This is a genomic window from Pseudomonas sp. GW821-FHT02C04 (genome assembly GCF_059421845.1).
Genome location: NZ_JBWKVT010000006.1, coordinates 401,543 through 414,606, shown reverse-complemented (window position 1 = coordinate 414,606; position 13,064 = coordinate 401,543). Strand labels below are relative to the sequence as shown.

Below are 13,064 nucleotides of genomic sequence, written 5' to 3'. Positions count from 1 at the left end.
GAGGCATGCCTTTTCGAGATGGCTTGGCGGTTTCGATGATATTAGTCGCAACCCTCGGCGCTGGCTAAAGTCATCGCAGGCTTATATAGGAAGCGAGCGAATGAGCGTGGCGGGGTTGGTGAGCGAATGGTCGTGGGGCGTGCAGGGCTGGGTGGTGATCGGACTGGCCATCGCGCTGGCCTACATCGTGTTCGGCATTGCCGGGTTCGGTACGGCGCTGGTGGCGGGGCCGATCCTTATTCTGTTCATGCCGTTGTCGAAGATCGTGCCGTTGCTGGTGCTGCTGGATTTCGTCGCTGCTTTCGGCAATCTGCTGCCGTCGCGGCGCGATGTGGCGAAACCGGAATTGCTGCGGCTGCTGCCATGCATGGCGGTGGGTTGCACGCTGGGGGTGATTTTCCTGCTTAACCTCAAGTCCGACCTGTTGTTGCTGTTGATGGGGCTGTTCATCAGTGCCTACGCGGTTTACAGCTTGTGGATCAAGGCCCGGCCGGCGCAGTTGTCCGCGATGTGGGCGTTGCCGATGGGCACGGTGGGCGGACTGTTCGGCGCGTTGTTTGGCAGTGGCGGCTTTCTTTATGCGATCTACCTCAACAGCCGACTGCCCAAGGACGCGGCCCGGGCCACGCAAAGTGCGCTGATCAGTTGCAGCACGGTGGTGCGTTTGAGCCTGTTCGCCATCGCCGGGGTGTATGCCGAGCTACCCTTGTTGATGCTGGCGTTGTGTCTGTTGCCGGCCATGGCGCTGGGACTGTGGATTGGACGGCGGCTGACCAAGCGCTTGTCCCGCGAGGCCTTCGTGCGGCTGGTGACCTGGCTGGTGCTGGCGAGCGGTCTGGCGCTGATCGGCCGCTATTTAAGCACTTGACCGGATTGTCTCAGGGATTAAGCTGCCGGCCGCGTTCGTCGCAGAACATCCTTTGACGCAGCAGGCTTGCACCATGAATTCCCAAAGCATCATCGTCCCGAAAATCTCCAACCTGCCGGTGCACGAACCCCGGGCTCGAGCGATCCTGCGCTGGCTGGTGCGCAAGAATATCGTCAAGGAAGAACTGAGCACCTGTGGGCGCACCGGCAATCGCATGGCCTACGCCATCGCCGATGGCGCCCGCGCGGTGGTGCTGCACCCCGAGGCGCTGCCGTTCGGTGAGCCGATCAATGGTCTGGAGGTCGTCACCAAACGCTGCATCTACACCCCGGCCAAAGGCTTTCTCGAAGAGGCCGGTTGCGCCGAGTGCCGTCAGGAGATCGGCGAAGCGCTGTTCGAAAGCCTGGAAGACTGGATGCCGGGCCGTACCGACAACTTCACCTGCCCCGAGTGCGGGCATGAAGATGACATCAACGGTTTTCTGTATTTGCAGGAGTGCGGGTTTTCCAACCTCGGTTTCATCTTCAACAACTGGCTGGAGGCGGGGTTCAAGCAGAGTTTCATCGACGAATTCGCCGACTGGCTGGATCAACCGGTGAGCTGGGTCAAGGTCGAGTTGTAGGGGCTGCTTTTCCCGTACATCAGCAACATTGATATAAGACAAGTTTTACATTGAACCCGAAGGGGTGTCTGACTATAATGGCGCGCTTCCATTTTCCCGCTCGGGAGCCCCCGCGATGCTGCGTATCAGCCAAGAAGCTCTGACCTTCGACGACATTCTTTTAGTGCCTGGTTATTCCGAGGTGCTTCCTAACGAAGTCAGTCTCAAGACCCGCCTCACCCGTGGCATCGAACTGAATATTCCTCTGGTTTCTGCCGCCATGGACACCGTTACTGAAGCCCGTCTGGCAATCGCCATGGCTCAGGAAGGTGGCATCGGCATTATCCACAAGAACATGACCATCGAGCAGCAAGCTGCCGAAGTCCGCAAGGTCAAGAAGTTCGAAGCCGGTGTGGTCAAGGACCCAATCACCATCGAGGCTGACGCCACGGTACGTGATCTGTTCGAACTGACCCGCATGCACAACATTTCCGGCGTTCCGGTGCTGCACGATGGCGACCTGGTCGGCATCGTCACTTCCCGTGACGTGCGTTTCGAAACCCGTCTGGAAGCCACCGTTCGTGAAGTGATGACGCCTAAAGAGCGTCTGGTCACTGTTCGCGAAGGCGCCAACAAGAACGAAGTCCGCGAGTTGCTGCACAAGCACCGCCTGGAAAAAGTCCTGATCGTCGACGACAAGTTTGCCCTCAAAGGCATGATGACCGTCAAAGACATCGAAAAAGCCAAGGCTTACCCGCTGGCCAGCAAGGACGATCAAGGTCGTCTGCGTGTCGGCGCTGCGGTCGGTACCGGTAAAGACACCGGTGACCGCGTTGCCGCGCTGGTCAATGCCGGTGTGGACGTGGTGGTGGTCGACACCGCTCACGGTCACTCCAAAGGCGTGATCGATCGCGTTCGCTGGGTCAAAGAGAATTTCCCTGAAGTGCAGGTGATCGGCGGCAACATCGCCACCGGCGCAGCCGCCAAGGCTCTGGCCGAAGCCGGCGCCGACGCTGTCAAAGTCGGTATCGGCCCTGGCTCGATCTGCACCACCCGTATCGTCGCCGGTGTCGGCGTTCCGCAAATCAGTGCCATCGCCAACGTCGCCGCTGCCCTTGAAGGTACCGGTGTTCCGTTGATCGCCGACGGCGGCATCCGTTTCTCCGGTGACCTGTCCAAGGCCATCGTTGCCGGTGCTTCCTGCGTGATGATGGGCTCGATGTTCGCCGGTACCGAAGAAGCACCGGGCGAGATCGAACTGTTCCAGGGCCGTTCGTACAAGGCTTATCGCGGCATGGGTTCGCTGGGCGCCATGTCCCAGGCTCAAGGTTCCTCCGACCGTTACTTCCAGGACTCCTCGGCAGGCGCCGAGAAGCTCGTTCCGGAAGGCATCGAGGGCCGTGTTCCTTACAAGGGCACCCTGAGCGCGATCATTCACCAGTTGATGGGCGGTCTGCGTTCCTCGATGGGTTACACCGGCAGCGCCAACATCGAAGAAATGCGCACCAAGCCTGAGTTCGTGCGGATCACCGGTGCCGGCATGGCCGAATCCCACGTTCACGACGTGCAGATCACCAAAGAAGCGCCAAACTACCGCGTAGGTTGAGGCTTCAAGCAAAACGTTAAATGACCGGGGCTGTTTTATTCAGCCCCGAGTCGTTTCTGAATCAAGACTGTTTCTGAATTACTTAGACGAGACTGAATCATGGCCCTCGACATTCACGCTCACCGCATCCTGATCCTCGACTTCGGTTCGCAGTACACCCAACTGATCGCCCGCCGCGTGCGCGAGATCGGCGTGTACTGCGAACTGCATCCGTTCGACATGGACGAGGAAGCCATTCGCCAATTTGCGCCAAAAGGCGTGATCCTCGCCGGCGGCCCCGAGTCCGTGCACGAAGCCAACAGCCCGCGCTGCCCGCAAGCGGTGTTCGACCTGGGCGTACCGGTCTTCGGTATCTGCTACGGCATGCAGACCATGGCCGAGCAACTGGGTGGCAAGGTTGAAGGTTCCGAGCTGCGTGAGTTCGGTTATGCCCGCGTTGATGTGGTCGGCAAGAGCCGCCTGCTCGACGGCATCGAAGACCACATCGACGCCGACGGCCTGTTCGGCCTCGACGTGTGGATGAGCCACGGTGACAAGGTCACCAAGATGCCGGAAGACTTCCACATCCTGGCCAGCACCCCGAGCTGCCCGATCGCTGGCATGTTCAACGATGAGCGCGCTTACTACGGCGTGCAGTTCCACCCGGAAGTGACCCACACCAAGCAGGGCGGTCGCATCCTGTCGCGCTTCATCCTCGACATCTGCGGTTGCGAAGCGCTGTGGACCCCGTCGAAGATTGCCGAAGACGCCATCGCCAACATCCGCGCGCAGGTCGGCACCGACAACGTGCTGCTGGGCCTGTCCGGCGGTGTGGATTCCTCGGTGGTTGCGGCGCTGCTGCACAAGGCCATCGGTGATCAACTGACCTGTGTATTCGTCGACAACGGCCTGCTGCGTCTGCACGAAGGCGAGCAAGTGATGGCCATGTTCGCCGAGAACATGGGCGTCAAGGTGATCCGCGCCAACGCTGAAGACCAGTTCCTGAACAACCTGGCCGGCGAAGCCGACCCGGAGAAGAAGCGCAAGATCATCGGTCGCACCTTCATCGACGTGTTCGATGCCGAATCCTGCAAGCTGGACAACATCAAGTACCTGGCTCAGGGCACCATCTACCCGGACGTGATCGAGTCGGCTGGCGCGAAAAGCGGCAAGGCGCACGTGATCAAGTCGCACCACAACGTGGGCGGCCTGCCGGAAGAGATGAACCTGAAACTGGTCGAGCCACTGCGCGAACTGTTCAAGGACGAAGTCCGTCGTCTGGGCCTGGAACTGGGCCTGCCGTACGACATGGTCTACCGTCACCCGTTCCCGGGCCCGGGCCTGGGCGTGCGGATCCTCGGTGAAGTGAAGAAGGAATACGCCGACCTGCTGCGTCGCGCCGACCACATCTTCATCGAAGAACTGCGCAAGGCCGACTGGTACCACAAGGTCAGCCAGGCATTCGTAGTATTCCAGCCGGTCAAGTCGGTTGGCGTGGTTGGCGATGGCCGCCGTTACGCCTGGGTCGTGGCCCTGCGTGCCGTGGAAACCATCGACTTCATGACCGCGCGTTGGGCACACTTGCCTTACGAACTGCTGGAAACCGTTTCCGGCCGCATCATCAATGAAATCGAAGGCATCTCCCGCGTCACTTACGACGTGTCGAGCAAGCCGCCGGCGACCATTGAGTGGGAGTGATCCCGCGCAAGCCATGATGGTTTGAAGCAAGGGATCAACAAAAAGCCGCGTGAAACGATGTTTCACGCGGCTTTTCTGTATCTGGTGATCAGACGTCGATTACAACGGCTTGGACCAGCCGGCCAGTTTCATGCCTCGTTCATCAAGCGCCTTCAGCAGCGCCTGGAGATTGGCGAAGCGTTTTTCATGCACGGTGGGCCATTCGGGCCGCTCAATGAACACGCGGTCGGATTCGAAGCGAATATCAGTTTCCACGATAAGGTTGGTGCGGCTGCGATGAACCAGGAGTGTGTTGCGCAGTTTCTTGGTCAAGGTATACATACCCGGTCGGGAAAGTAGCCGTTCAATCTCTGAGTTCGTCCGCGCAAACCACGGCGTTTCGACTTGCAGGCGCAGGTCGCCTTTGACGAGCGCCTCATTCTTGCCCATTTGATCGCCGAGACTTTTACCGGGATCCGCTTCGATACCACCGGACTGACCTTCTGCGACATCTTCGGCGCGCAAGCCGACGGCACCTTCTATCTCACTGACACCGGCAACGCCTTCAAAGGTGTTGGAGTGGGAATTTCCCACCAGTGCCACCCAGTTATGCGGCCCGCGAGCCGTCTGGTCGGCCTCGATCACGGTGTGAGCGTAGTAGTTCATCATTCTCTGGCGCGCCGACAGGTCAGCCGTTCTCATTCCTTCAACCCGATAGCTGGCCAGGCAATCGAGGGCCTGAACGCGTATTCCGTTGCGATTGGCTTCCTTGACCAGATTGAGAAAGGTGTAGCGTTGCAGCGGATCGGTCATGTGACCGCTGTCGAGCTGAATCAGGTAGTTCTCCAGATCCCGCGGCATGACCGAAGTCCTGGCGTAATTGTCCAGCGCGGCCTGATGGAAGTCCGTGAGCAGGTGCTCGGAGTAGAGGGTCTTCACACCCTTGTTGGCCAGGGTTTGCATATTGTCGATCAGCCATTGTTTGCTGCCGACACCGGAATGACTTTCGCCGATGACCAGCCCACGAAATTCTGCGAATACCCGCTCGATGAATGTTTGCCCCGACAGTCCCGCTGTCAGCGAATCCATCGACGGACGCACCGGCAGGCGCAATTCGGCATAGAAGCGCACCGCCGCCTCGTGCAGTTGCCCTCGCAGCGCCTTGAAAGTGTCGAGAGGCGAATTGCCGCTCCATGACTTGAGGGCGTCGCCCAACAGATGGCTGTCGTTGCCCCGGGCAACATTTTTCAGCTCCGCACGCGCCTGCACCGGAATCTCATACGGCGAGGTAAAGCGAGGTGGATCCTTGACCATCAAATCCGGGGCGGGCGGCGCTTCGGTCACCGGGATGGACGGTTGAATGTCTGGCGACTGACCGGGTGTGACGGTTGGGTCGATACGCACGCGTACCTGTGTGAGGCCTTCGTGTTCAATGGCTTCCAGCAACTCATGCAAGCTGTCGAAGTGACGCCTGCTGACGGCTGACCACTTAGGCCGGAGGATGGAAAAACCGGCGGTGTCCTGCTGGATCGGCGTGCGCACCAGGCTGCCATCGCCGCTGCGGTGAACAAGGGTGGAAGGCTCCTGCACCATGAACATGCCAGGCTTGGGCAACGCCTCCTCCAGCGAGCGAGCTGTTGCCATCGGTGGCGGGGCGCTCAGTTGCAGGCGCAGGTCACTTTTCAACTCGTCCAAGGGACGTTCCAGGATGTCCTTGATCTTTTTTCCCGGGTCGGTGGTCAGTCCCTGAGCCTGACCGAGCGCGCTTTCCTCGACGCGCAGTGCGACCGTTCCTTCCAGCTCACTCAGCCCGGCAACCTTGTCGAAGCGGCTGGCGCGGGCTTCATCAACCAGTGCGACCCAGCGATGAGCACCTCGTGCGGCTTGATCGGCTTGAATCACGGTGTCCGAGTAGTAATTCATCATTTTCCGGTTGCTGACTTCCGTGGTGCCTTCCATCTGTGGAAAGCGCCGGGTGGCCATGCTGTCGATGGCCTGCACGCGGATGTGGTTTTTCTGCGCGGCTTTTACCAGCTCGGTGTAGGAGTGCGGCCCGGCCGGATCAGTCTTGAACCGGACGTCCAAAGCCTTCAGATATCGTTCGAGGGCGGGCGGCATCTTGCCGGTCTGATGGAAAACATCCAGATCCGTTTGATGGAAATCCGTGAGCAAGTGATCCAGATAAAGGGTTCTGATCTTTTGCTTGTTCAGCGCTTTGAGGTTGTCGACAAGTAGCCGTCGGGCACCGATTACCGAGCTGTCCTGACCGATCACCAGACCGGTGCCGTCCTTGAACAGGCGCTTGGTCATTTCAGTGAACGGTGTCGTGGGTTTGAAGGCTGGGACCAGCGGTCGAGGCGGGAATTCGGCGGTGGCATAGGCGTCTATGGCATCGTCATACAGGCCGCGACGCAGGGTTTTGAAGTCTTGATAGAAGCGGTCGCTGCTGTCCTGAGGATCCAGGGGGAAATCGTCCACCTGCGCTTCGGCCACAGGTTGCAACGCTGGCCGCGAGGTCTGCGGCACGTCGTACGCCAGTGGCTGCACGACCACTTCGGGCAGTGGATCGGCAGTGTGTCCGAAGGGCCACTTGCCGAAAATCTTCATGCCGCCCTTGAGGCCGGGGCGTGCGACGGGTTCCCACCTGAGTGCTTCGTTCAAACGGACCGGGACATTGCGGTAAAACGAGAAAGGATTGGCGGGATCGATAATCACCCAGCCGCGTAGTTGTTCGACATAGCGCACCTGGTAAAAGCCGTCGCTCCCCGCGCGGCGCATGTAAATGTACCGTTTGCCCGACGCGGTCAGGATGATCTCCTGCAATTTGGGATCGCCGGTTTCGACGCGGGTGCCCTCAGTGATTTCAGTCTTGAATGAGGCGAGAAAATCCTCTGGCTGCGCGGGCAGGATACGTGTCGGGGCGATGTCCTCCAGCGGGGGCAGTGAGGGGCGGGCAAGCACCGCTTCGGCGAGTTTTTCTTCCGGTGCGAAAACAGCACTGGCCTCGGCTATTTCCGGCAGACGGCCACTGCCCTTGAGGAAGGTGGCGTTGAACAGGGTATCGATTGTCGCGAAGATGGCGCCCGTCACGGCAGCCTTGCGCTCGCCGGGTGTCTTGCCATTGACCGCCTGATCAATCTGCAACCCGACGTTGGCAATGCCGGCACCCACGACCGCCAGCGCTACTGGCCAGCCGACAGCCGCCATCGGGCCGAACATGCGCCCGAAAGCATTCAGATAGCCGATCCACAGCTTTTTCCGCAGATCGCCATTGGTGTGCATCATGAACGTGGCGTCGCTGATCATCCTGGCGTGAGTGGCGCTGGCGAGGAAGGTGAAGGCGTCGCTCTTGAACGTCTCGCTGGTGTGTTCGATCAGGGAGTGATCGGCGCAGTCCCAGGCGCTGACCAGCAGATCCAGGACATGATTGAGCCCGACATTTTCGACATGCGGCGGGCGGAATATCTCAGTGAGCAGATATGTCCCGGGACTCAACAGGGGGAGCCACCCCGGTTTCGCAGCGTCGCGCCATGAGGTGTCTTCCATGATGTCGTGATCGGCCACTTGAAAGTGCGCGAGGAAACGTTGGCGGTCAGCCGGTTTACGGGTTTGCGACAACACCCACCAATGCAGATCCTTCGCTGTCTCGAAGGCATGCAGACCCCAGATTTCTCCGGGGGTGTAGAGGATCTTTCGGCCATTGACGTCGGTGATGCACAGAATATCGGTCGCTACATAACCCCCCACCTTCAGCAGGCTCAGATGCATTCCCTTGGCGGGCGCAGCATCCTCCTCCAGCATCTGCAACGTGACGGGCCAGCTCACATTGCCGGCGACAGCCTTGATCACGGTTCGGAAGTTCTCGTCCGACAACCGGCCACCCTCGCGATCCTCCATGGCCTGGGCGAGAAAGGTGCACTTGGCCAGGCTGCGGAACGTCCTGGTGTGTTTTTTCCAGAACGAGGCGACCTTTTGATTGAACAGATCGGCAAAGTTGATCGCCCAGAAATCCTTCAGCACCTCGTTGCCGTGCAACCGCACTTCATTGGTTTCGTCGAAGTCCTCGGCGTCCGGTCCGGTCGTGTAAAAGCCCCCATCGACATCGAGCATGTCCGAGTTGTCCTGATCACCGACGCGGAACCGCTGGATCACCAGTTGCGGCAAGGTCATGGACTCGGTTGGCCGGGCACCATGATGTTCCCAGCCCGTGAAGGCTTTCCAGCTGCTGCTGGAGAACTTGAAGCGGTGCCAGTAAACCTGTTCTGGGTCCAGATGATCCACGCCATGTTTGCGCAGGATATCCCTGGCGATATCACAGGCCATTTCGTACATGTCGGGGCAGGCCTGAACCAGTGCGGGTACAAGATTTTTCAGGACCAGTTTGTCGGCAACATTGGGTAATGCAGTGTTTTCGGATGTGTCCACGATCTTTCCTTGAGGGTGGTACGGATGGGACCGGATCATTTCAGGCGGGCGTAGGAAGGGTCTGTCGGCTGCTGTGTGTAACGGGTGTCGGAACAATAGGCGTGACGTATGGGAAAACGATCAGGATCCAGTACGAAAACCCGGCAATTTGCAGCAGTTGAGTCCTGCTTTTCGCTCTGAGGAACTGCGGCCAGTCGCCGCGCTGCCCTTACTGTTTCGCAATTGCAGGTGTATCGTATTCGCCCTTTACGGGTCTGCGGGCCCGCCGCAGATACGTGAGGTAGTTGAGTTCATGTCCTTTACCCGTCGCCAAATCCTCGGTGGCCTGGCCGGTCTTGTTGTCGTTGGTGTGGGCGCGGGGGGCGCGTCGCGTTACTGGCTGGGCAAAATGGCCGATGCCGACGCGGGGCATGACTATGAGCTGATCGCCGCGCCACTGGACGTCGAGCTGGTGCCAGGGCACAAGACCGAAGCCTGGGCGTTTGGCCCGTCGGCGCCGGGTACTGAGTTGCGCGTACGTCAGGGCGAATGGCTGCGGGTGCGGTTCATCAATCACCTGCCGGTCGCGACGACCATTCACTGGCACGGCATTCGCCTGCCACTGGAGATGGACGGCGTGCCGTACGTCTCGCAATTGCCGGTGCTGCCGGGCGAATACTTCGATTACAAATTCCGTGTGCCGGACGCCGGCAGCTACTGGTATCACCCGCACGTCAGCAGTAGCGAAGAACTCGGTCGTGGGCTGGTCGGGCCGTTGATCGTCGAAGAGCGCGAGCCGACAGGCTTCAAGTACGAAAAGACCCTGAGCCTGAAAAACTGGCACATCGACGACGAGGGCAACTTCGTCGAGTTCAGCATTCCGCGCGAAGCGGCCCGTGGCGGCACGGCGGGTCGGCTGTCGACCATCAACGGTGTGCCTTCGCCGGTGATCGAGTTGCCGGCGGGGCAGATCACCCGCGTACGCCTGCTCAACCTCGACAACACCCTGACCTATCGCATCAATATTCCCGGCGTCGAAGCGCAGATCTATGCGCTGGACGGCAACCCGGTCGAGCCGCGCCCGTTGGGCAAGGAATACTGGCTGGGTCCGGGCATGCGCATCTGCCTGGCGATCAAGGCGCCGCCGGCCGGTGAGGAACTGTCGTTGCGCAACGGCCCGGTACGTTTGGGTACCCTGCGTTCGGTGGCCAACAATGACTCGCCGACCGACTGGCCGAAGGCTCTCCCGGCCAACCCGGTCGCGGAGCCTGACCTGGCCAATGCCGAGAAACTCAACTTCAATTTCGAATGGGTCGGTTCGGTGTCGGTGAATGTCGACAACGGCAAGCCGCCGAGCCTGTGGCAGATCAACGGCAAGGCCTGGGACATCACCGACAAGACCTGCGCCGACCGGCCGATCGCCAGCCTGAAACTGGGCCAGAGCTATATTTTCGAACTGAAGAACATGACCCAGTACCAGCACCCGATCCACCTGCACGGCATGAGCTTCAAGGTGATTGCGTCGAACCGGCACAAGATCGTGCCGTACTTCACCGACACTTATCTGCTGGGCAAGAACGAGCGCGCGCAAGTGGCGCTGGTGGCGGATAACCCGGGGGTGTGGATGTTCCACTGCCACGTGATCGACCACATGGAAACCGGCCTGATGGCCGCCATCGAGGTGAAGTGATGCGCCAGATTCGCCCCGCGGCGATCATCGACCGCAGCCGTGATCGCGACTTCATGCGTGAAGCATTGGCGTTGGCCGCCCAAGGCGCAGCCCTCGGCGAAGTGCCGGTGGGCGCGGTGCTGGTGCAGGACGGCGAGATCATCGGTCGCGGCTTCAACTGCCCGATCACGGGGAGCGATCCGAGTGCACATGCGGAGATGGTTGCTATCCGTGCCGCCGCTCAGGCAGTCAGCAATTATCGCCTGCCGGGCAGCACGCTCTACGTGACGCTGGAACCGTGCAGCATGTGCGCCGGGCTGATCGTGCATTCGCGGGTTGCTCGCGTGGTGTATGGCGCGCTGGAGCCCAAGGCCGGGATTGTGCAGAGCCAGGGGCAGTTCTTCACTCAGGGCTTTCTCAACCATCGAGTGCTGTATGAAGGCGGGGTGTTGGCGGAGGAGTGTGGCGCCGTGCTGACCGAATTCTTCCGGGCACGCCGCGCGAAACCTGCAGACTGAATAAAAATCTGTGGGAACGGGCATGCCCACTCCCACAGGTTTTTTAGTGTTCGGAAGATTTACTTCTTCGCGACAATCACCGCCCGCATCGGCGCCGGCAGTCCTTCGATCGTCTTGCTGTGATCTTCCGGATCAAGAAAATCACTCAACGACTGATACTTCATCCACTCAGTCCCGCGCTGCTCTTCAACAGTGGTGGTGCTCACGTCCACGCATTTCACGTCAGTAAACCCGGCACGGCGCAGCCACAACTCCAGCGCTGGCACCGATGGCAAAAACCACACGTTACGCATCTGCGCATAACGGTCTTCCGGCACCAGCACTTGATGCTTGTCGCCCTCGACCACCAGCGTCTCCAGCACCAGTTCGCCGCCCTTCACCAGGCAATCTTTCAGCGCCAGCAAATGCTCGATCGGCGAACGGCGGTGATAGAACACACCCATGGAAAACACCGTGTCGAAGCCTTCCAGATTCGGCGGCAGGTCTTCGAACGGGAAGGGCAAATGCCAGGCATTCGGCTCTGACAGATAACGCTGCACCGCCTGGAACTGGCAGAAGAACAGCCAGTTCGGATCAACGCCGATCACGCTGTCGGCGCCGGCGCCGAGCATGCGCCACATGTAATAGCCGTTGCCGCAACCGACATCGAGGATGCGTTTGCCCTTCAGATCCAGATGCGGGGAGACTCGCGACCACTTCCAGTCCGAGCGCCATTCGGTGTCGACGTGCACGCCAAACAGATCGAACGGCCCCTTGCGCCACGGCGACAGGCCCATCAGCGCGGTGCGCATCTGTGCGCGGGTTTCGTCGTCGCAATCGGTGTCCAGCTTCAGGCCATCGAGCAGGTCGACTTCGGTCGGCTGGATCTTCGGCAAGGCGTCCAGCGCACTCTGCCAGCGCTCCAGATCGCCGTGGCCTTTCTCCATTTTCTTGTCGAGCTGTGCTTGCAGGGTGTCGGCCCATTCGGCCAGCGGCGAGCCGGCCAGACGGCGGGCGAGGGGGGACAGATCAATCATGGCAAGGCAATCAACGAGGCAAAGTTAAGACACTGGAACCACGGCACGACTTTCGAGAACCCGGCGGCCAGCAGGCGTTCGCGGTGTTCTTCGAGGCTGTCGGGCTTCATGACGTTTTCGATGGCGCTGCGCTTCTGGGCGATTTCCAGTTCGCTGTAGCCGTTGGCGCGTTTGAACGCGACGTGCAGATCGGTCAGCAGCGCGTGTTCTTCGGCATCGTTGAAGCGCAGCTTCTCCGACAGGATCAGTGCGCCGCCCGGCAGCAACGAGTGGCGAATGCGCGACAGCAACGCGGTGCGCTGCTCCGGGGCGATGAATTGCAGGGTGAAATTCAGCGCCACCACCGAGGCCGGTTTGAAATCGAGGGCGAGGATATCGCCTTCGATCACCTCGACCGGCAGCAACTCCTGAAACATCGAATCCTGACCGTTGAGGTACTCGCGGCAGCGCTCGACCATCGCCGCCGAGTTATCCACCGCGATCACCCGGCAACCGTCGGTGCGTACGTGGCGACGCAAGGCCTGGGTCACCGCACCGAGGGAGGCGCCGAGGTCGTAGAGCACGCTGTTCGGCTGAGCGAACTGCGCCGCGAGCACGCCGAGGTTCTCGACGATGGTCGGGTAACCCGGCACCGAGCGCTTGATCATGTCCGGGAACACCCGCACCACGTCCTCGTTGAAGGCGAAGTCAGGCACCTGGGCCATCGGCTGGGCGAAAATGCGATCG

Annotated in this window: 9 protein-coding genes; 6 read left to right on the top strand and 3 right to left on the bottom strand. The window is 60.3% G+C overall.

Annotation, left to right across the window (positions count from 1 at the left end):
- Positions 1–100 precede the first annotated feature (100 nt).
- The 4 genes from AC07VV_RS22620 (at position 101) to guaA (ending at position 4,752) form a co-directional block, all read left to right on the top strand.
- Positions 101–868: a sulfite exporter TauE/SafE family protein gene (locus AC07VV_RS22620; protein ID WP_495037533.1), complete on the top strand. Its 768-nt coding sequence runs from the start codon at positions 101–103 to the stop codon at positions 866–868.
- Positions 869–941: 73 nt separating this feature from the next.
- On the top strand, positions 942–1,490 hold the full coding sequence (locus tag AC07VV_RS22615) for a sugar ABC transporter ATPase (RefSeq protein WP_192558923.1): 549 nt from the start codon (positions 942–944) through the stop codon (positions 1,488–1,490).
- Positions 1,491–1,605: 115 nt separating this feature from the next.
- The gene (gene guaB / locus AC07VV_RS22610) at positions 1,606–3,075 is read left to right on the top strand and encodes an IMP dehydrogenase (RefSeq protein ID WP_085709413.1); all 1,470 of its coding nucleotides are present in this window, start codon (positions 1,606–1,608) and stop codon (positions 3,073–3,075) included.
- A 99-nt stretch (positions 3,076–3,174) separates the two neighbouring features.
- Positions 3,175–4,752: a glutamine-hydrolyzing GMP synthase gene (guaA, locus tag AC07VV_RS22605; RefSeq protein WP_096818575.1), complete on the top strand. Its 1,578-nt coding sequence runs from the start codon at positions 3,175–3,177 to the stop codon at positions 4,750–4,752.
- Positions 4,753–4,851: 99 nt separating this feature from the next.
- On the opposite strand, the gene AC07VV_RS22600 is transcribed toward guaA, so the two are convergent.
- Positions 4,852–9,195, bottom strand: coding sequence for a membrane-targeted effector domain-containing toxin (locus AC07VV_RS22600; protein ID WP_495037554.1), 4,344 nt, complete (start codon positions 9,193–9,195; stop codon positions 4,852–4,854).
- Positions 9,196–9,448: 253 nt separating this feature from the next.
- Between AC07VV_RS22600 and AC07VV_RS22595 the strand changes: the two genes are divergently transcribed.
- Positions 9,449–10,825, top strand: coding sequence for a multicopper oxidase family protein (locus tag AC07VV_RS22595; protein WP_495037532.1), 1,377 nt, complete (start codon positions 9,449–9,451; stop codon positions 10,823–10,825).
- Positions 10,825–11,322, top strand: a complete 498-nt coding sequence (gene tadA, locus AC07VV_RS22590; protein WP_495037531.1) for a tRNA adenosine(34) deaminase TadA — start codon at positions 10,825–10,827, stop codon at positions 11,320–11,322. The genes AC07VV_RS22595 and tadA overlap by 1 nt, the downstream gene beginning before the upstream one ends.
- 59 nt (positions 11,323–11,381) lie before the next feature.
- Here tadA and cmoB read toward each other — a convergent pair whose 3' ends face one another.
- Positions 11,382–12,338: a tRNA 5-methoxyuridine(34)/uridine 5-oxyacetic acid(34) synthase CmoB gene (cmoB, locus tag AC07VV_RS22585; protein WP_495037530.1), complete on the bottom strand. Its 957-nt coding sequence runs from the start codon at positions 12,336–12,338 to the stop codon at positions 11,382–11,384.
- Entirely contained in the window at positions 12,335–13,042 is a 708-nt protein-coding gene (gene cmoA / locus AC07VV_RS22580; RefSeq protein WP_495037553.1) for a carboxy-S-adenosyl-L-methionine synthase CmoA, read from the bottom strand. The genes cmoB and cmoA overlap by 4 nt, the downstream gene beginning before the upstream one ends.
- Between the last annotated feature and the right edge of the window lie 22 nt (positions 13,043–13,064).